General features: G+C 40.4%; 22 protein-coding genes. 16 read left to right on the forward strand and 6 right to left on the reverse strand.

Translation table 11 applies throughout. The features are described 5' to 3' along the window. Nucleotides 1-39 precede the first annotated feature (39 nt). The 12 genes from CD03_RS0126100 (at nt 40) to CD03_RS0126155 (ending at nt 10,879) form a co-directional block, all read left to right on the forward strand. Nucleotides 40-243 carry a helix-turn-helix transcriptional regulator gene (locus CD03_RS0126100; RefSeq protein WP_027296130.1) on the forward strand — a complete coding sequence of 68 codons (204 nt, stop codon included), beginning with the start codon at nt 40-42 and terminating at the stop codon, nt 241-243. Further along, on the forward strand, nt 240-698 hold the full coding sequence (locus tag CD03_RS0126105) for a DUF6773 family protein (protein ID WP_027296131.1): 459 nt from the start codon (nt 240-242) through the stop codon (nt 696-698). The genes CD03_RS0126100 and CD03_RS0126105 overlap by 4 nt, the downstream gene beginning before the upstream one ends. Before the next feature lie 204 nt (nt 699-902). Beyond that, nucleotides 903-1,577: a response regulator transcription factor gene (locus CD03_RS0126110; RefSeq protein ID WP_027296132.1), complete on the forward strand. Its 675-nt coding sequence runs from the start codon at nt 903-905 to the stop codon at nt 1,575-1,577. After that, nucleotides 1,574-2,488 carry a sensor histidine kinase gene (locus CD03_RS0126115; protein ID WP_027296133.1) on the forward strand — a complete coding sequence of 305 codons (915 nt, stop codon included), beginning with the start codon at nt 1,574-1,576 and terminating at the stop codon, nt 2,486-2,488. The genes CD03_RS0126110 and CD03_RS0126115 overlap by 4 nt, the downstream gene beginning before the upstream one ends. A 70-nt stretch (nt 2,489-2,558) precedes the next feature. After that, nucleotides 2,559-3,245 carry an ABC transporter ATP-binding protein gene (locus CD03_RS0126120; RefSeq protein ID WP_027296134.1) on the forward strand — a complete coding sequence of 229 codons (687 nt, stop codon included), beginning with the start codon at nt 2,559-2,561 and terminating at the stop codon, nt 3,243-3,245. Between the two features lie 74 nt (nt 3,246-3,319). Next, a complete protein-coding gene (locus CD03_RS0126125) occupies nt 3,320-5,839 on the forward strand; it encodes an FtsX-like permease family protein (RefSeq protein ID WP_197041698.1) in 2,520 nt (839 codons plus the stop codon). 96 nt (nt 5,840-5,935) lie between these two features. Continuing rightward, nucleotides 5,936-6,787 (forward strand): metallophosphoesterase, encoded by an 852-nt coding sequence (locus CD03_RS0126130; protein ID WP_027296136.1) that lies wholly within the window; start codon nt 5,936-5,938, stop codon nt 6,785-6,787. Nucleotides 6,788-7,084: 297 nt separating this feature from the next. Then, nucleotides 7,085-8,038, forward strand: coding sequence for an AEC family transporter (locus CD03_RS0126135; RefSeq protein WP_027296137.1), 954 nt, complete (start codon nt 7,085-7,087; stop codon nt 8,036-8,038). A gap of 76 nt (nt 8,039-8,114) precedes the next feature. Continuing rightward, a complete protein-coding gene (locus tag CD03_RS0126140; protein ID WP_027296138.1) occupies nt 8,115-8,552 on the forward strand; it encodes a GNAT family N-acetyltransferase in 438 nt (145 codons plus the stop codon). A 127-nt stretch (nt 8,553-8,679) separates the two neighbouring features. Beyond that, nucleotides 8,680-9,051, forward strand: coding sequence for a helix-turn-helix transcriptional regulator (locus CD03_RS34930; protein WP_044289678.1), 372 nt, complete (start codon nt 8,680-8,682; stop codon nt 9,049-9,051). Further along, entirely contained in the window at nt 9,045-9,920 is an 876-nt protein-coding gene (locus CD03_RS0126150; RefSeq protein WP_027296139.1) for a methionyl aminopeptidase, read from the forward strand. The genes CD03_RS34930 and CD03_RS0126150 overlap by 7 nt, the downstream gene beginning before the upstream one ends. Nucleotides 9,921-10,030: 110 nt before the next feature. Beyond that, nucleotides 10,031-10,879, forward strand: a complete 849-nt coding sequence (locus CD03_RS0126155) for an AraC family transcriptional regulator (protein ID WP_027296140.1) — start codon at nt 10,031-10,033, stop codon at nt 10,877-10,879. A gap of 30 nt (nt 10,880-10,909) precedes the next feature. Here CD03_RS0126155 and CD03_RS0126160 read toward each other — a convergent pair whose 3' ends face one another. The 6 genes from CD03_RS0126160 to CD03_RS0126185 all read right to left on the reverse strand — a co-directional run bounded on the left by CD03_RS0126160 (nt 10,910) and on the right by CD03_RS0126185 (nt 18,189). Further along, a complete protein-coding gene (locus CD03_RS0126160) occupies nt 10,910-12,163 on the reverse strand; it encodes an ABC transporter substrate-binding protein (protein ID WP_156043039.1) in 1,254 nt (417 codons plus the stop codon). 14 nt (nt 12,164-12,177) lie between these two features. Then, on the reverse strand, nt 12,178-13,782 hold the full coding sequence (locus CD03_RS0126165; RefSeq protein ID WP_027296142.1) for a helix-turn-helix domain-containing protein: 1,605 nt from the start codon (nt 13,780-13,782) through the stop codon (nt 12,178-12,180). 36 nt (nt 13,783-13,818) lie between these two features. After that, the gene (locus tag CD03_RS0126170; RefSeq protein ID WP_027296143.1) at nt 13,819-15,651 is read right to left on the reverse strand and encodes a sensor histidine kinase; all 1,833 of its coding nucleotides are present in this window, start codon (nt 15,649-15,651) and stop codon (nt 13,819-13,821) included. A 191-nt stretch (nt 15,652-15,842) separates the two neighbouring features. Further along, nucleotides 15,843-16,613 carry an ABC transporter permease gene (locus CD03_RS0126175; RefSeq protein ID WP_027296144.1) on the reverse strand — a complete coding sequence of 257 codons (771 nt, stop codon included), beginning with the start codon at nt 16,611-16,613 and terminating at the stop codon, nt 15,843-15,845. Between the two features lies 1 nt (nt 16,614). Beyond that, nucleotides 16,615-17,454, reverse strand: a complete 840-nt coding sequence (locus CD03_RS0126180; RefSeq protein WP_027296145.1) for an ABC transporter ATP-binding protein — start codon at nt 17,452-17,454, stop codon at nt 16,615-16,617. 84 nt (nt 17,455-17,538) lie between these two features. Further along, nucleotides 17,539-18,189, reverse strand: coding sequence for a TetR/AcrR family transcriptional regulator (locus CD03_RS0126185; RefSeq protein WP_027296146.1), 651 nt, complete (start codon nt 18,187-18,189; stop codon nt 17,539-17,541). A gap of 339 nt (nt 18,190-18,528) precedes the next feature. Here CD03_RS0126185 and CD03_RS0126190 point away from each other — a divergent pair, with 339 nt between their 5' ends. From CD03_RS0126190 to CD03_RS0126205, 4 genes are all read left to right on the forward strand, one after another. Beyond that, on the forward strand, nt 18,529-19,806 hold the full coding sequence (locus tag CD03_RS0126190) for an extracellular solute-binding protein (protein WP_027296147.1): 1,278 nt from the start codon (nt 18,529-18,531) through the stop codon (nt 19,804-19,806). Between the two features lie 114 nt (nt 19,807-19,920). After that, the gene (locus CD03_RS0126195; RefSeq protein ID WP_044289681.1) at nt 19,921-21,288 is read left to right on the forward strand and encodes a carbohydrate ABC transporter permease; all 1,368 of its coding nucleotides are present in this window, start codon (nt 19,921-19,923) and stop codon (nt 21,286-21,288) included. After that, nucleotides 21,285-22,124 (forward strand): sugar ABC transporter permease, encoded by an 840-nt coding sequence (locus CD03_RS0126200; protein WP_044289682.1) that lies wholly within the window; start codon nt 21,285-21,287, stop codon nt 22,122-22,124. Before CD03_RS0126195 ends, CD03_RS0126200 begins: the two co-directional genes overlap by 4 nt. Nucleotides 22,125-22,265: 141 nt before the next feature. Beyond that, the gene (locus CD03_RS0126205; protein WP_027296150.1) at nt 22,266-23,936 is read left to right on the forward strand and encodes an alpha-glucosidase; all 1,671 of its coding nucleotides are present in this window, start codon (nt 22,266-22,268) and stop codon (nt 23,934-23,936) included. The last annotated feature ends 121 nt before the right edge of the window (nt 23,937-24,057 follow it).

The raw sequence follows: 24,057 nt of genomic DNA on the forward strand, positions 1-24,057 counted from the left end.
TAATGGTAGTATACTAAACTAAGAAAAAGGTGGTGGGATATGAAAAACTTGAAATTAAAAATTGCGAGGATGGAAAAAAATCTTTCGCAAGTACAGTTAGCAGAGATGACAGGTGTTACCAGGCAGACGATTGGTATGATCGAAGCCGGTGATTTCAACCCATCACTCAAACTTTGCATTTCTATATGCAAAGCTTTAGGTAAGACACTAAACGATTTATTTTGGGAGGAGGAATGGCTATGAGAGAAAATAACCTGGATGAAAGAGAGAAACAGAAATTAGCGGAAATAGGAAAACGTAGTTTCTGGTTTATGGTAGTTATCTGCCTGGTAGTAATAATTGTGCAGGATTTTATTTTGGAATCTGATTCAGGAAGTACTCTGGGGGAAACGGTTATATTACTGGCAGGTATTATCGTGTATCAGGTTGGGTGCATCCGGGAAGGCATCTGGGATGGTTCCAATGCACTAAGAGGATGGAAGGGTAGTTTATTTTATGGGTTTGCCGGTTCAGGAATATTCAGCCTGGCTTTTTGGGCAATACTGATTTGCAGTAAGGGCGAAAAGAATTTTAGTATAGAGAAAAGAGTTGGAACCGCATTTATTATCTTATTTTTACTCATATTTTGCTTTACCTGGGTTTTTGATCATTTTGTGAGAAAAAAACAGGAGAAAAATGAAAGCAAGTATCTGGATTAGTACTCCGGGAAGGTTAGAAAATGCCAGTTCTGCGGTAAGCCCGTTCGCTCTAGAGCGTAAAAAGCGTAATCTTTGTAGCAGAAGATTATGCTTTTTTTACGTAAGCAAAAAATCTTATATATTTTTGCAATCATTCTCTGGATTGTATTGAAATTAGAATGGGGGTGGAATATGATGTACTTATCGAATGGAAGAGGTGATGGAATGGAAAGAATATTAATGATAGAAGATGATATAGACCTTATGGAAGGTGTGGTATTTTATTTGGAGTGTGAGGGATATAGTCTGGATAGGGCTGTCTGTAAAAAGGAAGCAAAAGAGAAAATAGATAAGGAGAATTACTCTCTGCTTATCATGGATTGTAATCTTCCGGATGGAAATGGTTTTGAATTGTGCAGGGAGGTGAGGGAGTACAGTCAGATTCCTATTCTTATGCTGACAGCCAGGGATACGGAGATGGATGAAATCAAAGCCTTAGAATTAGGGGTAGATGATTTTATGACAAAACCATTTTCCTTGTCTGTTCTGAAGGCCAGGATAAAGAACTTGTGTAGAAGAAGAGAGAATGCATCTATTATAAACTCCAATGGAGTCACGATTGATAAGGGTAGGGGAAAGGTATTTAAGGAGAATGAGGAGATTTCGCTCAGCACAGTGGAGTATAAGCTTTTGGTATATTTTGTGGAGAATAAGGAGCAGATTTTATCCAAAGAGCAGATATTGAATTGGGTTTGGGATCAGGATGGTAAATATGTGGATGAGAATATTGTTTCCGTAAATATCAGAAGACTGCGAATGAAGATTGAAAAAGATTCTTCTAATCCCCAATCTATTAAAACGGTGCATGGGATGGGGTACATTTGGAGAGAGAAAAAATGATTGCATATGTATTATTTTTGATTTGCATAGTTCTTCTTGGAATGCTGTGCTATTACTACAGGAAGAAATATCTGAAACTGTATTTTAATATTGATAAGATGCTGGATGAATTGCTAAGTGAAAGAGCTGTCTCTCAATCAGATTTAAAAGAGGGAGAAGCATCGGCTTTAGCTGGAAAGATGATGCGTGTTCAGGAAAAACTGAATCTTGAAATATGCCAGGCAAAAGAGGAAAAAGAAAGTGTAAAGAGCCTCATTTCTAATATGTCTCATCAATTAAGAACACCCTTGTCTAATGTTATGATGTATCAGGAACTTTTAGAAAATCAGACATTGGATCCAGAAAAAAGATCTGTTTTTCAAAGAAAGTTAAAAGAACAGACGGAAAAAATAAATTGGATTTTACAATCTTTGTTTAAAATGGTTCGGCTGGAGGAGGGGGTAATTCAATTTGATGCGGAACCTCATCCGGTCAAAGAAACTTTAAGAAAGGCGATTAATTCTGTATATGAGAAAGCCGTTTCCAAAGAAATTGAAATTATTACCCGGCAATTTGATGAAATTTCACTGGTTCATAATGTGAAGTGGACGGCGGAGGCGCTGGAGAATATTTTGGAGAATGCCGTGAAATATTCTCCCAGGGGAAGCCGGATTGAGATTTCAATAAAACAATTTGAAATGTACAGCCAGATTAGAATTAGTGATCAGGGAATTGGTATTCATGAAAAAGAATTTAACCATATCTTTAAACGCTTTTATCGAAGCAGGGAGGTACAGGAACTGGAAGGTTCGGGCATAGGGCTATACCTTGCTAAATTGATTCTGGAAAAACAGAAAGGATATATAACAATTGAATCTAAGCCGGGGGAGGGCAGCTCTTTTTTGGTGTTCTTACAAAATTGTAAGAACTGAGAATCTATTTGTAGCAGATATGAAAGACTTGTCTGCTACAATAAAGAAAAAATGGAAAAGAGGCGGTTCGATGAAGATATTAGAAATAAGGGACATAGTTAAAGTATATGGCAGCGGTGAGAATTCGGTTCAGGCTTTACACCATGTCAGTTTTTCGATTGAGCAGGGAGAATTTGTCGCTTTGGTGGGGACTTCCGGTTCCGGTAAGAGTACATTATTAAATTTAATTGGAGGAATTGACAATCCTTCCGATGGAGAGATCATCATTCGAAACCACAATATAGCGGCATTGAAGAAAAAAGAGTTAACAATCTTCAGGAGGAGAAATATAGGATTTATTTTTCAAAATTACAGCCTGATGCCGGTTTTAAATGTTTATGATAATGTAGCACTTCCAGTGACTTTTGATAAGGGGAAGCGCATTGACCATGTATATATCGGGGAACTGCTGCATGAATTGGGATTGTGGCAAAAAAGAGATAAATATCCCAATGAACTTTCAGGAGGACAGCAGCAGCGTGTTGCGATTGCCAGAGCCCTTGCAAATAAACCGGCAATTATCCTGGCGGATGAACCAACCGGAAATCTGGATTCCCGGACAACCATGGAGGTAATCGGTCTATTAAAAAACAGCAGTCAGAAATTCCATCAGACAATCATGATGGTTACTCATAACGAGGCGATTGCACAAATCTGTGACAGGATTATCCATATAGAAGATGGTGGAATTGTGGGAGAAGGCGGTGATATAGAATGAAAGCCAGTTATAAATTCTCAGTACGATACATCAAATTTTATAAAAGGCAGACATTGGCCATTCTCTTCAGTATCGTGATTTCAGTTGCTCTGATGACAGGGATCAGTTCACTTGTATACAGTGGAGAAAGAAGTAATCTGGAGAAAGACCGGACAGTTTACGGGGATTATCATTATTACATTAAGGCAGATTCAGACTTAATCCAGGAGATTCGGAGTAAAAAGAAGGGGGAGGAGTATAGAATCACCCGGCTTGGGGTATTTGAAAAGAAAAAGGTTATTCAGGAACCTTATATTTTTTCTTTCATCTACGCGGATGGAGAATATTTCTCCATTATTAAAAGGAAATTATTAAAGGGAGATTACCCGGCAAAACCGGGAGAGGTTATGCTGGATGAGTATACCATGCAAAATTTAAATATCAGCAATGAAATTGGTAGAAAAGTCATGCTGGATGGTAAAGAATACACCTTATGCGGAGTGGTTTCAAACCGATGGGCAACAGCAGTTGGCGGGATGGAAGGATTTGTAAGCAAAGACACAAAGGGGGATGGGGGAAAGCAATTTCTTTATATTAAGTTTGATGAGGAAAAAGACTTAAAGAAACAAAGAAAAGCATTTCAGAAAGAGTTTCATGTTCCGGATGGGGGAATGATGGTAAATGATGCAGTTGTTTCTTTTTTTGGAGATGGGCAGCCTTCCGGTTTTTGGAAGCTGATGACTACTCCAGGTTCTAATTTCACTACGGCATTAATGTACGCACAGGAAGAATTTAGTCTGACTGTTAATGGGGTAATTATAATATTGTGCATCTTCAGCTCTTTTATTATATATAGTATTTTTCACGTGTCTATTATGAAGAGGACTTCCCAATATGGAATCATGGAGGCCCTGGGAATTGGGGATAAAGATATTTTCCGATTGCTGTTTATGGAACTTGGGCTGTTGTTTGCAATGGGATATCCAATTGGAAGTATCATCGGAAATGGAATTATCGGATTGTCTTATTCAAAATTTTCCAATGTGTTCGCAGATGCAGATGCGGTTTCCAAACATTTTTATATAAGCTATAAGGCGGTTATTATGGGGGCGGTATTTTTAGGAATCCTGTTGTTCCTGATCAGCTTTATCAGTGTAAGAAGGTTAAACAGGCTGTCTGTGGTTGATGTTATGAAAAACAGTAATCATAGTAAGAGAAGAAACAGAAAAAGTTACAGTACGAATACAGTGCAAATGACAGACGTGATTTCTAAAAAGTTTATGTTTGCAAGAAAAGGAACGTTTATCAGCATTTTGTTTTCCCTGTCTCTTGGTGGTATCATTTTTTTATGTACAACATATGTAACGGTAAATACCAGACATAATAATGAATTATCACTAAAGGCAGATGACGGGCTGGGATCGGATTATCAGATCTTTCTGGAGACTTCATCACTTCAGGATACAATACCTGAAAAGAGTGTATCAAATATAAAAAAAGTACCGGGAGTAGAATCGGCCCATCCGGTAAACTATTTTCTGGGCGAGCTTGAAATTGCCCGGGATACATTACAATGGAAAAACTTTTTTCCGGAAATAGCCAATGATCCGAACTATTTGCCGGACCCCAGAACTATGGAATATTTTAATGGGATCTGTACTGAGAGGCCGGATGGAGGATACGGAATTAAGAGCAATATTTATGGATACGATTCGCGAATGCTGGCGGGACTGGAATCATATCTTCTGGAGGGAAGGATAAATCCCCTGAAAATGCAAGAAGATCATTCAGTAATTCTGCGTACGCTCATGGATGGACAGGGCTATTATGATGGGTTGCTTATCCATCCCGGTGATACGATAACCGTTAAAGTGCCAAAAAGTCCGGATGTTCCGGAAGAGGCGGTGAAATTCGGAGATCAGGAGGACTGGTTTCTAGAAAAGAAATTCGTGGTATCGGCAGTTGTAAGTCGAGCAATGGCAAATAATCCGTATTTCATAGGGAATAGTGGGTTAGATTTGATTATGACCAACCGTCAGATGGAGGAAAACTTTGGTATATCCGGTTACAACATAATCAGTGTAAAAAAAGGGACGGGGGATAGCAAAGAGATTGTAAAAGGAATCAAAGATCAGATCTATAATTTACCAAGATGCCTGATCAAAGACTATACGGCTGAAATAAAATTGCAAAACAGTTATCTGGAACAAAAAATGATATTCTTTTATGGGATAGCTGTGATCCTGTTAATGATCAGCTTAATGCATATTATGAATAGCATGAGCCATCTGGTTCTGTCCAGAAGGCATGAGTTTGGAATACTAAGAGCAATGGGAATTACAGACAGCGGATTTTTAATAATGATGTTAAAAGAAGGGCTGCTTTATGGTGTTTTTGCAAGCCTGCTTACTGTTCTGGTGTATTTAGGACTGGAGAGACTTTTGCTTTATTTACTTACCCATGTTTATTTATATATCAATCCTAATCAAAGGACGAACATTTGGATGATAGGAGGAATTATAATACTGAACCTAATAATTAGTGTTGGCGCAGTGTTTATCCCGGTGAAGCAGGTACTGGGGGATTCCATTATTGAAGAAATTAACAGAGAATAATTATTAATGGAAACAGGGGCTTGATAAAATCAATTTTTTGGATATACTTATAGTAAGACTGAAACAGCGGACAGTGGCAGAAAGAAGAGTGTGACAATGCGGATTGGATTTATATCGGACCTTCATATTGATTTTAACAGGCAGTTTGATTTCCTTAAGATTTTGCCTGAAGTGATAGCGGACAAGGGGCTGGATGTGGTTGTTTTTCTGGGGGATACATCTACGGGAGCCCAAGATGCACTCAGATTTTATGATAATATAGCGGATAGGACCAGGGCACAGGTGCGAATTGTTCCGGGAAATCATGACATGTATGTGGAGAATCTGAGAAGAAAAAACAGCGCTCAGATTAACAAAGAATCCAGTGCCTTTCATGACAGTATACTATTTCACAGAAAGTATTCCCTGATGGAAAATCCCATTGTAACAAAGCAATGGTACATTACGGGGATCTGCGGCTGGTTTGATTACAGCTTTGGAAGGAAGCATTTAGGGGATAATCCCAGGAAGGCGGCGAATAATCTAATATCCCGATATCTCTGGCCGGATCAGAAGGTAATCCATGGGGGTGTGATTGATTATGAACGGGATGTCAGGCTGGTAATGAAGGATATCAGACTGCTTCAGAAGTCCTTCCAAAAGGAAGCCGCCAAGGGGAAAAAGCGCTGTGTTGTCATGCACATGCTGCCAACCAGTGATCTTATCCGTTCTTATCCAATTCCCTTTTATGGTAAATTTATCAATCAGCTGGGTAGTGAAAGATACCGGTATTTTTTTGAAAAGAATGATGTTTCCTTAAGCATCAGCGGTCATTCCCATATGCCAATGAAGATCTTAAAAAACGGCATCCGGTATGTCAATGTTTCACTGGGCTATACATTCCAATGGACGAATCCGGCAGATGCTTATGGGGAAATATCGAAGATCATATATATATTAGAAGATTAAGAAACATAATCAAAGACCAGAAGAATAGCGTTAAAGAAAATCGAACGATCCGAAACAACGGTTAATAAATCAGAAAGGATACCCAACAAATGTATAAGATTCCCACCATGTTATTATGTGATATAGCTTATTTTTTTGCGAAGGTTTTTCGTTTTAGAAGAAGGAAACATTTTTAGATATCCAACACAGGCAGAAGAAAGTGCAGGTATGATATGAATTTTCGATTTATAATTTTACTTTTTGGGATATTTGGGAGCGAGTTTATCTGGGGTTGACATCATAGAAAGAGGAAAGATTATGCTATGGAATAGTATTCAGAGTGTTTTGTCACTGTTGATTATGATTGGAATCGGATGGGTAATTGCTGGCAGGGCATGGTTTGGAAAGACCGGAATGGATGTTTGTTCTAAATTCTGTGTCAAAATAGCCATACCCTGCTATATGTTTTATAACGTACTTACAACCTGTAAAGACCGGGAAGAATTATTACGGATTGTAACAAAGCTTCCCATACCGGTCATGGTGATTCTGGTATGCCTGGGAATCAGTGTCCTTTTAGCTGGGCTTTTTCGGGTAAGTGCAAGCCGCAGAGGGGTGTTCATTAATGCAGTGACCTTTTCTAACACAACCATTGTAGGTTTTCCGGTAATTATAGCATTGATGGGAGAAAAGGCGCTTTCAGATGCTATGGTGTATTATATGGCGAATACCACATTATTCTGGACGCTTGGAACCTGGCTGCTGCGCAGGGATTCCGGTGAGAAGACAAAGTCCGGTTGGAAGAAGGAAATAAAAAATATCTTTTCGCCTCCCCTTGTGGGGTTTCTGCTGGGGGTGGCCGTGGTACTGTTAAAAATAAATCTGCCCGATTTTCTGATGAGTTCCATAAGCTATGTAAAACAGTCGACAACAGCACTGTCCATGGTATTCATTGGAAGTGTTATCCGTATGACTGATCGAAGGGAAATCCGGTTTTCCAGAGAGCTGGTTATGATACTGGCGGGACGTTTTATTATCGCGCCTGCGATTATGTTTGGACTGTGTCTCCTTCTGCCGATAGATTCCCAGCTTCAGCTTGTATTTTGTATTATGACAATCATGCCCGCCATGACCCAGCTTGGGATTATGGCGAAAGAAAGCGGAAGCGATTACTCTTTTGCGTCGGTTGTAATCACTGTAACGACTGTTTTAGCAATGGCAGCGATACCGCTTTATATGCAGATATTTGGAAGCGCATTCGGAGTATCGTAAGAGAAGACAGAAAGCCAGATGTACAGGAAGCCGTGAAGTCCGAGATAAATTAAATCTGAGAAAGGTTGTTACATATATGGAATTTTATGAAATGAAAGAGTCAATGGTTTTAGAACTGGCAAATATGTTTATGAATGCGTTTAATGCACCTCCCTGGAATGATAAATGGACAGAAGAGACTGCAGGAAGAAGGATACGCCAGATGATTACCGGTGACAATGCTTATGGCATTGCCGGATATGTGGATGGAAAGCTTTGCGGTATGATCGTGGGGAGAGAAGAACAGTATTATGACTGCGTACACTTTGAAATCAAAGAGTTTTGCATGGATATTAGCATGAAAAACAAGGGATTGGGAAGTATTCTGTTAAAAGAGTTTGAGAACAGGCTGAAGGAAAAAGGCATAGATAAAATAATCCTCTGGACCAGCCGGGATCCACAGACGGAAGGATATTATCAAAAAAAGGATTATGAAACCAATGAATACCTGACGGTGATGGAAAAAATACTTTAGGGCATGCTCGAATGCACCATTATTGTGCAATTTATATCAAATAAAAAGATAGGGATTCTGATAAAATAGTATCAGGTATAGAATGAATTGGGATATTCAATGAATGAAAAAGGCAGGGTAGAAAGATATGTCAGTTAAAACAGTAAAGAGTATGATCGCATGGGTAGAAGAGAATATAAAAGGAAACCCTACCTTGGAGGGAATGTCCTGTCATGTAGGATATTCTGCATTTTATTGTTCTGCAAAATTCCATGAATATACCGGGATCTCTTTCAAAAAATATATAGCCACCCGAAAATTATGTCTGGCTGCCGAAGAGATTGCAGCAACGGACCAAAGGTTTTTGGACATTGCAGTGGAATACGGATATTCTTCCCAGGAGGCATTTACCAGGGCTTTTGTGAAACAGTTCGGAAGAACTCCGGGGCAATACCGAAGATATGGGATGAGAGAGGGGAATATTGCGGAGGTTAGAGAGAAAGGGAGTAAGATATGTTGAAAAAACTGGGCAGAAATGATGTGTGCTGGTGTGGAAGCGGTAAAAAATATAAGTTATGCCACGAAGGATTCGATGGAAAATTACAGGAACTGAAGCGAAAAGGATACCGGATTCCAAACCGGAATATGATTAAGACAAAAAAGCAGATAGAGGGAATACGGGAAAGCGCAAAAATAAACATTGCCATTCTGGATGAGGTTGCAAAACATATACAGGCGGGCATGTCCACAGAAGAAATTAACAGAATCGTTCACGAAACTACAATTACATTGGGAGGAATTCCGGCACCGCTGGATTATGAAGGATTTCCCAAAAGCGTCTGTGTTTCCATAAATGAGGAAGTATGTCATGGAATCCCGGATGAGGAGCGGATTTTAGCGGATGGGGATATTGTAAATGTAGATGTTTCCACCATTTACAATGGGTATTTCTCAGATTCGTCCAGAATGTTCTGTATCGGTGAGGTCAGCCAGGAAAAAAAGAAACTGGTGGATATCACCAGGGAATCGATTCAGATTGGACTGGATGAAGTAAAACCCTGGCAGCCCATCGGCAATATGGGGCATGCCATCCACGCATATGCCATGAAAAACGGGTATACAGTGGTTAGAGATATCGGAGGCCACGGTGTAGGACTGGAGTTTCACGAAGACCCATGCGTCAGTTATGTTACAAAACCGGATACCGGAGTGATCCTGGCACCGGGCATGATTTTTACGATTGAGCCTATGATAAATATGGGAACGGATGAGGTTTTTGTAGATGATGAAAATGGGTGGACGGTCTATACGGATGACGGGAAGCCATCGGCACAGTGGGAAGTGATGGTGCTTGTCACAGAAGAAGGATATGAGGTTCTTGCCTATTGAGTTGTGTTATGCCGAAAAATCTTACGATAAGTCTATCTCGCAGATTCCGTCTGTAATAAGAGAGGATTTTATTCTTTAAATAAACTATGATGATAAAAGAGGTGATACAAATGGAATGGATAGAACAATTAAATGAAGCGATTAAATATATTGAAGACAGTCTGAGCAGGGAAATAGAAATCAAAAAAGCAGCTCAGATAGCCGGATGCTCCACATATCATTTCCAGCGGATGTTTTCTTATATAGCAGGTGTACCTTTAGCAGAGTATATCAGACGAAGGAGGATGACCCAGGCAGCTTTTGATCTGTGTAATGGAGATAAGGTTCTTGATGTGGCATATCGTTACCAGTACGAATCCCCTACGTCATTCAACCGTGCATTCCAGGGAGTCCATGGATTTCCGCCTTCTGCAGCAAAGCAGCAGGGCGTTACATTAAAGGCATACCCGCGTATCAGCTTAAAAATGGTGATTAAAGGAGAAGCGGAGATGGAATATCGTATTGAGAAAAAGGAAGCATTTCGAATTGTAGGAATGAAGGAAAGCTTAAGTAAAGAGCTGGAAGAGAATTTCAGGGAAGTACCGCAGATGTGGGCAAAAGCAGCGCAGACAGGCATTCTGGAGAAACTGGCCGGAATGATGAATCAGGAAGTCAAAGGAATTCTGGGAGTAAGCGCCTGCCTGGAAGAAGATAACTGGTGCTATTATATTGGAGTGGCTACAGACCAGCCTGCAATAGAAGGAACAGAAGAATACATGGTTCCGGCTGCTACCTGGGCTGTATTCTTTGGAACAGGTACCATGCCGGACAGCATCCAGGATATTGAAAAAAGAGCTGTGACAGAGTGGCTGCCAACTTCCGGATATGAATACGGAAATGCACCGGATATCGAATTGTATTTAAGTCCGGATCCTGCAAATGCTGTATTTGAGGTCTGGATGCCAGTTGTAAAGAAATAATCTATCTAAATGCAAATGGGATGCCTGCAGTTATTTATCACTGCAGGTATCCCATTCTTCGTCCAGTAAATTCGTGAGTTCTTTGTAATTTATACCATCCAATATATATTCCATAAAATATTTTTCTGCATTTTTATAAAAACGGTTAGGCCAGGTGCCGCTGGGGTCATCGATATACTGGTTTTTATCCACATATTTTTCGATATCCTTAGAAACGGTATCTTCCGGAATGGGGGCACCAATTACACTGGAAAAGGTCTTCGTACTGTCTACATAGATTTCTGCAGCTTCCTGTGTTGAGAGAAAATCCAGGTACAGCTTTGCTTCTTTTGGATGTTTGGTGTCGGCGCTTATGGATAAATAATAGTCACAATAGTAACTGATCTTACTGCGTTCCGGATCATCGGAGACCGGCAGGGGAATGAATCCCAGTTCCACATCCTTATTATAGGTCTGAATGAGTGAAGTTGCCCAGGACCCCTGAAGCATCATGGCTGCGTCACCATTGGCAAGCATAGAACAGGCATCCATATAACCCACTTCAAATGCGGTATCGGTATTGCCATAGGCATAGACGTAATTCTTCGGTATATCAGCGATTAACTGCCACTGCGGGGTATCGGAAAAGGATACTTCTCCCTTGCTTCTTTTCTGATTCCAGTCGGGGTAAGTTCCATACACCGCATAAAAGGCGGGCCGCAGAGAAAAATGCCCAACCCACAGGTCTTTGTATCCAAGGGCAAAGGCCGCAATGTTTTTCGAAGCCAGCACCTGGTGGACTTTCGTGAGTTCTGACAGCGTCTTAGGGGGTGTCAGGTTGTTTTCACTGAAAACAGTTTTGTTATAAATTACGCCTACACCGGAATACCCAATGGGGAAAAAATAATCCCGTTTATCTTTTACGGTGTCAAAGGTTACCTTTTTTACATTTTTCATAAAAGGTTCATCGGTCAGATCCATAAGAATTCCGGCATTTGCTTCAATGGTGGTAGCGGAATAGATATCCGGTGTCCGGTTCTGAGCCCTTCTGTTCTGCATGGTCAGGTCGAAATTGCTTGGTGTTTCATAGTGCACGGTAATATTCGGATATTTTTTGTGGAAAGCATCTGCCAGTTTTGTGTAGGCTTCCGGTGCTTCCTGGCGTCCATGCATAACATAAAGATTTACCTGATCTGCATCAGTGGTTTCAGAAGTATCATCGGTGGCTGAAAGTGAAAAACTGCAGCCGGCAGTCATAATCAGGATCAAGACAATCATTAAAGTAAAATAAAAATATTTTTTCATATATAGATTTCCTTTCAACCCTCATTCTCCTTGGTATCCAGCTTCTCAATGAGCGTTGGCGAGCAGGCAAAGTATTTTTTAAATGCTTTGGTAAAATAATAAGGGTTTTCATAACCTGCCATTTCGGCAATCTCCTTAATCAGGAAGGAATCACTGGATAATAATTCTTTTGCCTTTTCCATTCTTATTCTGGTTAGAAAACTGCTGAAGTTTTCACCTGTTTCTGATTTGAACAGGCGGCTCAAATAAATATGGTTCATGTAGTATTTTTGGGCAAATGCAATGAGACTGATTTCTTCACCATAGTTTACTTTTACATATTCGCATATTTCTTCGATTACGTTTTTCCCCGCGGGAACTTTGGCTTTTTCGATTTCATCCAGAATATCGTGGAAGATCTTTATGAGATACTGGTTAATCCGGGCGGTGGAACACATCGGGGTGACAATATTTACCGTATCTGATAATTCCGGGCATTTCATTTCTTTTTCAAAACATGCCTTTTCTAACTGCATGGCAGCACGTATCACGGCATTTTTATAAGTTGGAAGATGGTAGTAAGAAGCAGTTTTGGAAATAGAACCGATATGTTCTAAAAAAAGAGGGATCATTTTCCGGCTTCTGTTTTTGATAATGCCGTTCAGTAATTTTTCATCCAGGGTGTAGGAGTAGGTTCTTAGGTTCAGCTCTTTGATATCATCGTAAAATATGATTTGGGGAAGCGGCTGGCTGATCAGTTCATAATCCAGCGCAGCCTTCGCCTGCCGATAGGAAAGAGGGATGGACTGATATCCTTTCACAAAGGTTCCTGTCCCGCTTTTCATGGTATAGCCCTTGACATCCCCCAGTTTTTGAAATTCTGAGAATATGGAAGCCCGATGAAGCGGACGTTGTGGTGTTCCTTCCCATAAAAGGATAAACTCTTCTTTACGATGACGGCTTTTAAATAAAATACATTCTTTTCGTGTAATTTTTTCTTCGATGAAAGAAGTCCACTCCATCAGTTCTTCCTCGGATAGGGGAGTAATGGATGCGCCGGGTTCCAACTTTGCCACATAGAGAATCTGTACAGTGAAATATTTATCATTTAATTCAAAACCTATCTTAGACAGTTCCTCAATAATTTTTTCTTTTCCATAATCTTCGGAACTCACCAATGAATTTAATAATTTTTCCTGAAGAAGCGGTACGGTCTGCTGCATTTTTTCCTGTACTTCGATTTGCTCCAGGCGGTCTTTGCGTTTTGCATGAATCTTATCAATGGCTTTTCTCAGCACATTTCGAAGCTCCGTCTCTTCTACCGGTTTTAATAAGTATTCACATACAGAGGAATTGATCGCTTTTTTTGTATATTCAAAATCGGTATATCCGCTGATAATAATTTTTTCACAATCAGTATTTGAATCCATGAGATAGTCAAGCAGCGTACAGCCATCTCCGTTATTCATATTCATATCAGTAATGACCAGATCAACCGGATTGGTCTTTAAAAACTCAATGGCATCGGTGGCATTTTCGAATTCACCTGCAAACCCCAGATCGAATTCTTTCCAGGGGACAAGGTTTATAATGCCTTTTCGTACCCAGTATTCATCCTCACATATGATAGTACGGATCATTTTTAGTGCCTCCTGTTCTTAATTGCTTCTGCAAAATCACTCTGGTAATTCTTTCGTTTTATCCTTATCCAAGGGCAGTTTCAGAGTAATAACAGTCCCTTCATCCTGCTCACTGTCGATCTCCAGCAGAACATTTTTGTTGTAGTAAAGGCGCAAACGTGCATAGACATTTTTTATACCGATACTGGGACTGCTGTCACTGTAAAAGCCTGTAGCAGGTGTAAGAAGTTCTGTTTGAATCTGCTGCAGCTTTTCGGCCGGAATTCCGGCACCATCATCTGAAATCTGAATGATAAGCCAGGGATCTTCTTCTGTAACCGTTAATAAAATAAAAAGTTTTTCGTGTGATGGGCAGAACCCATGCATAATTGCATTTTCGATCAATGGCTGAAGTGTTAATTTTAACAGTGGAAAATCAGCATATTTTTCATCGGACTGGATCTGGTAATCCAGTTTTTCCAGGTGGCGGATTTTTTGGATTTCAAGGTAATGTACCACATGTATCAGTTCATCCTGGATGGTAGTGGAGTTTTCAGCTGTTTTAATACTGTATCGCATCATTTTTCCAAGGGAATTAGCCATAGTGGTAATCTCGGGTATATGGTTAATGGATGCAATGCTGGCTATGGACTGCAGGATATTATAGAGAAAGTGGGGGTTGATCTGTGCCTGCAGAGCTTTAATCTGAGCATCCTTTTGCCGGGCAGTCAGAACGTACTCCTGTTCAATTAAATCATTGATCCGGTCCAGCATCGTATTAAAACTCACGGAGAGCTCACCCACCTCATCATTAGAAGTGATCTCAGCACGGATATCCATCTGGTCGTTGGAAACAGCTTTCATAGTTCCGGAAAGAGATTCAATGGGGGTAGAGATCCTTTTGGACAAAATCCAGGTAATGAAAAGCCCCAGAGTCAGCACCAGAACGCCGACTAAAATGCTGAGCAATGCCACATGACGGCTTTCACGGGTGTAGACGGATTTTGGTATGAGGGAAATAATCCGCCAGTTATTTACCTGAATGGGAACAGGAAGCGCCATGTAGGTATTCTGGGATAAGGTGAGATATCCAATCGTTTTGCAGTTTAACAGGGTATCTGCTGCGCCCGGAACCTGAGTCAGACCGGTATCTGTTGAATAGATTACCTCTCCGGTGTCTGTCATAATGATATTTTGCATCCCGTCGTAAGCATTTAGTCCTCTGGTTAGTTTTTTCAATACTTCCAGATCGATGTTAAAAAATAATAGTCCCTTATTCTGATAATTTGTATTGACATTAGCAGTCTTTCTGACCACGGTAATTACTTCTTTATTTACATCATTTGCCCCACGTTTGTAATAGAGCTCCTGGTGGGAGGGAAGATATAGAATATTTGCATTCTCATTTTCTTCCAACTTATTTACGGCTGTCTGAAACCAGGAAGGCGAGTCAGAAAATGAAAAATTGCGCTCAACATTCATTTCCCCGGCAATGCAGGAAATCAGCATGTCATTGGATGGGTTGATATAATTAATGCTGTGTATATAAAGGGAAGCTCCCAGTGGAGTGCTCAGCAGATCCGAAAGGTTATAGGTCAGCAGATAATTCTCCAATGGGGAAGCTTTACTGCTGGCATTATAAAGAGATGAAAAATTCGGACTGGTGGTTATGGAAGAATAAATCCGGTCTATTTCATCAAATATAACCTGGAAATCCTGATCAGCCAGAGTCGCCATCTGGTTATTTAATATTTTTGCATTCCGGTTGTTAGAACGGCTGGAGATCATGTAATTCAACGAAATAGTAATCAGCAGCAGGAACAGTACCAGAATAAAAAATATGGTAAATAATTTTGTGCGGATACGGTTAAAGCGGTATTTGGGTTTCAAGTTTCACATCCTTATCTTTGCTATGAAAAATGTATGATTGTTAAGTATAAAGGTATTTTAACATTTTAAGTCTGAGTTGGCAATGAACAGAAAATCGCCTAATCCGCCAATGATAAGTGGGATATCCGGTTGAAATAGAGCTGTGGTACTAATGAAATTGGCGATAAAGCCCAGTATAAATGAATGTACTTTTACGATAATTTTTGATTGTATGTCCGCATTGATAAAGTAAAACTCCCAATACTTAATACCACGCACCAGGCAAGTGCCAGCCATAAACTATTTCCCAAAGGCAAATCAAGTGTCAGGGCTCTCAAACTGTCAATAATGGGTGTCATAGGCTGTATCGCTGCAAACCACTGAATGCCGCCTGGCATAGTGTCTACGGGAGCAAACCCCGAGCTCATAAAAGGCAGAATAAAAAGGGGAAACAGTAGTCCGCTCGCTCCTTCTACCGATTTTGATATCATCCCGCATAGTACAGCGATTAAAGTAACTGTAATATTTATCAGCAAAAGAAATAATACTGCCAAAAGCCAATCTATAAATCCAGCTTGCGGTCTAAAGCCGAGAATGAGAGCAGTTATGATAATGACGGCATTTGAAATGAGACCTCGTATCACTCCAGCACCTGTATGACCAATTAACACGGCGGATTTTGATATGGACATACAGCGAAAACGGTCTATGATGCCTTTTGTCATGTCAGATGTAACATTCATTGCCGAGTATTGAGATGCCTGACCGATACTTTGCAAGATAATTCCCGGTACGATAAAGTCAATGTAATTAAAATCCCCTACATCGGATATGCTTCCAAATACCGTACCAAATAAAACCATTAAAAAAAATGGTATTAAGGTTGCCGTCAGGAGTGTTTCGGGATTTCGCAAAGATATAATGAAACAGCGTTTAAACATGATCCATGCATCAAAAAAAATATTTACGTTAGATTTTTTCATATTAATTGCTCTCCTTTTTCTCATCAATCAGCGTTAAAAATACATCTTCTAAAGAGGGTAAGTTTTGTTCTATGCTGTCGGCAGAAATTCCATTTTCCGTTAAGAGTTTTATCGCTATACCGGCTTTTATCTCACTGTCAAAATTAAGCCGTACCCCTCTCTGGGGCATTTTTTCTTTCAGATACGTCGGTGTTCCCTCTGCGATGATTCTACCGTCATGTAAAATAGCAATATTATCTGCGAGATATTCAGCTTCTTCTAAATATTGTGTTGTGAGAAACACTGTTGTTCCTTTCTTTGCTAACTCTTTTACCAGATCCCACATAGCAATGCGGTTTTGGGGGTCAAGTCCTGTTGTAGGTTCATCAAGAAAAAGCACATCGGGGCTGCCCATAAGACTCATTGTTATGTCAAGCCTGCGCCGCATACCTCCCGAATAGGTGGACACTTTCCGGTTGGAGGCATCCCCCAAACCCGAAAAAGACAGCCACTCATTAACCGTATTTTTAAGGTTTGGCAGACGTTTTAGCTGTCCGATAAGAGTTAGATTTTCTCTGCCTGTCAAAACTTCATCTACTGCTGTAAATTGTCCTGTAAGGCTAATACATTTACGTACATCATCGCCATTTGCTGCTACATCAAATCCGTTAATTTCAGCACTGCCGCCGTCCGGTTTCAGCAATGTGGAAAGGATTTTAACAACTGTAGTTTTTCCCGCACCATTTGACCCAAGCAGGGCAAATATGCTGCCTTTTCCAATGGTAAAACTCACATCCTTCAAAACATGGTTTGACTTATAAGATTTTTCCAGCCTTGATACTTCAATTATTTTTTCTGACATTATTAACCTCCTTTTAATACATACGTATGTATGTTTAACCTGTAAATTTTACTGCCTAAAGAAAGGCAGTTAAAAATTATACTTTTATTCTTTTTTAAATTCAGAACTACCGAGTTTTAAATAAATCTCTTTCATTTCCTCATCCATTATAGGAAAGCCCAGCAATGTTGAGAGTTGCTCAAAGAACAAAACTTTATCGACATATTCCTCATAAGATACTTCAAATGCGTATGGACTAAGCCACGAGGCAGCAAGCCATGCAATCGTTTGTGATGTCTGTTTTGGAAAGACCACATTCATCGAGCCGTCTTTGTTACCTTCAATCAGTAACTTCTCCATATAAGTTGCCATAACATTTACCTGGAATATCATCTCATTTTTAAAAACAACTGGATTGTTCGCTAACTTCTTCATCTGTGCTTTCATACTGTCACTTGCATCCAAATGGGAACGCAGACTAAGTTTGGCTATAAAGCGAAATTTTTCAAGAGCGTTAAGTCCTTCCTGTTTATCAGCAAGCAGATAAGGGTTATCACATTCAAAAGATTTATACATAACACTTGAAATCAATTCTTCCCGGGATTTGAAATAATGGTAAAATGCTCCCCGTGTAACACCGACCTCCTTTACAACATCTTCAACGTTCACATTCTCCATTCCCCTTTCAGAAAAAAGGCGCATAGCAGTTTCCAATATATTCTGCTTTGTTTTTTGGTCTGGATCATGGCGTGGCATAGTATCACCTCCTGTACATACGCATGTATGTTGTTTTGATTATAGCTGTCAGTCTTAGTTTTGTCAATGGCATTTGAAAAAAGTTACGTTGATTTATTTGGCATGGCATTTGAAAAAAGTTACGTAGATTCTGATTTTCTATGTCCATGTAGTTTATGAAAGAATAGTCATGTTCAGCCGGAAACAGCACAATAAGTGGAGGGAACCCCCATACAGCCATGAAAAGTTTATTTTGTTCACTACCAAAGTTTATTTAGTTCATTTTAAACAGGCGGATGAAAAGTTATAATTACCTCAGAAAACAGGAGAACATCCAAATGAAAAGGAAGGTAAGGAATTATGAAAAGAACAGTTAAATTTACAGCTCTTGCATTATCGGTTATGATGGCGGGCGGTCTGCTTGCAGGGTGCGGAGGCAACAGTAAGTCTTCGGCAGAGGCGGCTACCGCAGCCGGTACAGGATCAGCAGTCAGCACAGACAGTAAGGACGTGACGTTAAAGGTGTGGGCAGATCAGGATGTACTGGATATTACCAAGGATCTGGTAGAGCAGTTTAAAGCAGCTCATCCGGAAAAGAATTATACCATCGATGTTGTATTTTCAGAAAGCGGCAAGGCGGAAGAAGAGGTGAAGAAAGATCCGGAGGCTGCAGCAGATGTAATCGCATTACCTCATGATCAGCTGGGACAGCTTGTAGAGGCGGGCACCTTATACGAAAATACCAAGTATGCAGACAGAATTAAGAGTGAAGATACGCCGACAGCTTTGGATGCGGCTACCTATAAAGATACTGTTTATGGCTACCCGTATGCAGTAGAAGCAATGTATCTGGTTTATAACAAATCCATGCTTACGGAAGAAGATGTGAAAACATTTGAGGGAATTACCGCAAAGGCTAAAATCGGATTAAATGTAGCGGAAGAAGGTACCAACTATACAGTAGCACCGATGTATATTGCAAACGGATGTAAGCTTTTCGGAGATAATGGGGAAGACATTGCAGATACCACTTTTAATTCCGAACAGGGCGTAAATGTAACAAAATGGATTGCTTCTCTAAAAGATAATAAAAACGTGGTTGCCTGCAATGCAGATGCTATGAATAAGTTAAAATCCGGTGAAATCGCTGCTATGGTAACCGGCCCCTGGGGAAAAAAGGATATTACAGATGCCCTTGGAGAAAACCTTGGGGTAGCTGTTTACCCAACTGCTGATTTTGGAGATGGTGCCGTTCAGCTGCGCTCTTTCCAGGGAGTTAAATTACTGGCTGTAAATGCAGCTACCAAATATCCGTTAGATGCAATGGAACTTGCTGATTTCCTCTCAAACCAGGAAAGCCAGAAAGCACGTTTTGAAGGAAATGGAAATATTCCCTGTAATAATGCATTAAGAGAATCAGATGAAGTAAAAAATGACATGATCTCCGGCGTTGTTTCTGAGATGACCCAGGAAGACTATACCGTATTAATGCCAAAACTTTCTGAACTGCGTTCCTTCTGGGATATTCTGGATCCGATTATTATCGATGCATATGCAGGTAAATTATCAGATGCAGATATTCAGACGAAACTGGATGCCCTGGTAAATGATACCGCCAGTGCCGCTGCTGCCAATTAATAAGTCAGGCAGGGACCCGGCACAAGTATTTTTCAGATTCGGTAAGCGCGCATCTGTCAAAGCATAGGCCGGTCATGAAGATTCATGGCTGGCCTTTTCAGAGGAGATAAGGATATGCAGACAAAAAAGAAAAGAAGAGGAAATCCAGTTAAAAATTATATAAATGGATTTAAAAACGGGGATCTGTCCGTTCGTTTATCTTATTTTATCATGGGAAGTGCCAATCTGATGAATCATCAGATCATAAAAGGTTTACTGTTTCTAGCCATAGAAGCAGTGTTCCTTCTCTACATGATATTTAATGGGGCAGCTGCCCTTGGCGGACTGGTAACCCTTGGGGTGCAGTCGCAGGGGTGGGTCATGGATGAAAATCTGGGCATTAAGGTACAGGTCCAGGGAGATAATTCTATGTTGTTTATGATTTATGGACTGGCAACTGTGATCATCATCGCACTGTTTATCGCAGCTTATTTTGTAAATATAAAAAGCGCCCGGAATATCCAGATGCTCAAAGCGTCAGATAAGAAAATACCTTCCTTTACGGAGGATATTCATTCCTTGCTGGACAGCCGCTTTCACATTTCATTACTAGGACTGCCCACAATTGCTGTATTAATTTTCACTATTTTGCCGCTAATGTATATGATTTTACTGGCATTTACAAGCTATGACCACAATCATCTGCCGCCAAAGAACTTGTTTGGCTGGGTTGGATTTAGCAATTTTGGTTCTATGCTGGGCGGAAATATTGCCGGTACTTTCTTCCCGCTATTAGTTTGGACACTGATCTGGGCACTTTTGGCTACTGTTACAAACTTTCTGGGCGGAGTTATACTGGCGCTTTTGATCAACAAAAAAGGAATTCGTCTTAAGAAATTTTTTCGTACGATTTTCGTAACCACAATTGCAGTGCCTCAGTTTGTATCTCTTCTGATTATGAGAAATATGCTTCATGCATCCGGGCCGTTGAATACATTATTGCAGAATATTGGTTTGATCGATCAGCCAATTCCATTTTTAACAGATCCACTGGTAGCAAAATTCTCGGTTATTATGGTAAATATGTGGGTCGGCATTCCATTTACCCTGATTGTAGTAACCAGTATTTTAACGAATCTGCCGGAGGATCAGGTGGAAGCGGCCAGAATGGATGGTGCCAATACCTTCCAGATTTTCAGAAAGATTACGCTGCCCCAAATCTTTTTTGTTATGACGCCCTCACTGATTCAGCAGTTTGTCGGTAATATAAACAGCTTCAACGTTATTTACCTGCTGACCGGAGGAGCACCGCTTAACAGTAACTTTTATGCGGCAGGAGATACGGATCTGCTGGTAACATGGTTATATAAACTGACGGTAGAAAAGGCGGACTATAACCTGGCGTCTACCATCGGTATCATAACCTTTGTCATATGTGCAGTATTCTCGCTGATTACATATACCAGATCAGCTGCGTACAGTAAGGAGGATATGTATCAATGAAACTGAAAAATAAATTAGGCAATACGATCACTTACATCATACTGATTGCACTTAGTATACTTTGGATATTCCCCATTATCTGGATCGTTCTGACATCATTCAGAGCGGAGAGCGGACAATTTGTTTCCTACTTTATACCAAAGGGATTTACCCTGAACAATTATAAAATGCTTTTTACCATGAGTGAATATCCTTTTTTCAGATGGTTTTCCAATACCTTGATCGTGTCGGTGGCATCCTGCCTGTTAAGTACATTTTTAACCACATCCATGGCATATGTATTATCCAGGCTGAGATTCCGCATGAGAAAACCGATCATGAAAATAGCCCTGGTTCTGAATATGTTTCCGGCATTTATGAGTATGATCGCAGTTTATTATATTTTAAAAGCGATGGATCTGACACAGAGTCTTCTGGCATTGGTACTTATTTATTCTTCCGGTGCGGCACTTACCTTTTATGTGGCAAAAGGATTTTTTGACACCATGCCAAAAGCACTGGATGAATCGGCGAAGATTGATGGGGCAACCCAGTTTCAGGTATTTACCAAGATTATATTTCCATTGTCAAAGCCTATGATTGTTTATACGGCACTTACTGCATTTATGGCACCGTGGATGGATTTCATTTTCTCCAAGGTTATCATGGGGGATAAGCTTGAGAACTATACGGTTGCGATTGGATTGTACACGATGATGACAAAGTCAAGTTCTAATACGATGTTTACGGTATTTACTGCTGGGTGTGTGATTATTGCGATTCCTATTTCGCTGCTGTTCATCTATATGCAGAAATATTATGTGGAGGGTGTAACCAGCGGAGCCGTTAAGGGCTAAATGCATTGCGGATGCATACATTGGATGATCATTCCGCCAACAGCGGAGCCGTTAAGGGCTAAATGCATTGGCAGGAATGAATCAGCAGATACACTTAAGTTCAAAGTTTAGGCGCAGAGTTATGTGCAGATGGAGGATAAAATGCTTAAAAAGTGGTGGCATAATACAATTGGATATCAGATTTATCCAAAGAGCTTTCAAGATACCAATGGGGACGGAATCGGTGATATCAGAGGGGTTATCCGGCATTTGGACGATTTGCAGGATCTAGGGATCAATGTAATCTGGTTATGTCCGATATACAAATCCCCGATGGTGGATCATGGTTATGACATTTCCGATTACGACAGGATCGACCCGATGTTTGGAACAAATGAAGAGATGGAAGAGCTGATACTGGAAGCAGATAAAAGAGGAATCAAAATACTGATGGATCTGGTGGTAAATCATACGTCAGACCAGCACGAATGGTTTCAAAAAGCAATGGTGGATCCAGACAGCGAATATGCGGATTATTATATTATAAAAGAAGGGGATGGAAATAACCCGCCCAACAACTGGCGCTCTATTTTTGGCGGCAGTGCCTGGGAAAAAATTGGAGATACCAATAAGTACTATCTGCATCTTTTTACAAAAGGCCAGCCGGATCTGAATTGGGAAAATCCAAAACTGAGGGAAATCATCTACGATATGGTAAATCGATGGCTGGACATGGGACTTGGGGGATTTCGCATCGATGCAATCAGCCATTTAAAGAAAAACTTTGCATATGTCAACCAGCCGGCAGACGGACCGGACGGGCTTGCCAGTGCCTGGGATTATTTCCGCAATGCAAAAGGACTAAATGTCTTTCTGAATGAGTTAAACGAAAAGACCTTTAAGCCTCACAATGCTTTGACAATCGGAGAGGTGGACGATGTCAGACCGGAAGAACTGGGGGAATTTATCGGAGACGATGGTTATTTTTCCACGATCTTTGATTTCTGCCATACGCAGTTTCATGTAAAGGATAAAGAATGGAAAGACCGTCCGTTAGAAATGATCCATGAACTGAGAGAGCGGCTGTTTGCAAAGCAGGATTACGCGAAAGGCCATGGTCTGATGTGTAATTTTACAGACAATCACGATACGTCCAGATCTGTGGAGCGGTTTATACCGGAAGAGTATATTAGTTTCTATAGCGAATCTTTGCTGGCTTCGGTAAACTTTTTCCTGCGGGGAATTGTATTTTTATACCAGGGGCAGGAAATTGGAATGCGGGATTACCAGAAAAAATCGATTAACGAGTTTCTGGATCTGGCAACCTTCAACAATTATAATGGTTACCTGCTAAAAGGTATGACGGAAGAAGAGGCATTGGAAAAAGTCAACAACGAATGCAGGGAACACAGCCGGACTCCTATGCAGTGGAACGACAGGAAAAATGCAGGGTTTACGGAGGGAACTCCATGGTTCGAAGTAAATCCGAACTACCGTAGGATAAATTATGAGGCACAGAAAAAAGATGAAAACTCCCTGCTTTCTTATTACAAAAAGATGATAGCCTTAAGAAAAAGGGAAGATCTTGAAGAAGCTTTTATTTATGGCGATACCATTCCACGGTATGAAGACCAGGATGGAATCATTGCTTATGAAAGAAGATATGAAGGAAAACGGATTCTGGCGATCCACAATTGTAATGCAAGGGAAATCAGGCTGCCGTTAGGGGATGAAATAGGAGAAATACTTTTGAACAATTATGAGAAATTGAATGTCGGGGAAGGCAATGTTGTTCTGAGTGGGTTTCAGAGTGTGATAACGAAATTAATATAGATAAGAAAATCAGCCTGGGAGGAAGAATCTCCGGCTGATTTTTAATTGCATTGCATATGGATTTAACTAAAAGATTTGACAAATGATAATTTATACTATATAATGAACGTTGTTCAAGTTG

The sequence above is a fragment of the Robinsoniella sp. KNHs210 genome (genome assembly GCF_000686105.1).
GTDB classification, from domain to species: domain Bacteria; phylum Bacillota; class Clostridia; order Lachnospirales; family Lachnospiraceae; genus Robinsoniella; species Robinsoniella peoriensis.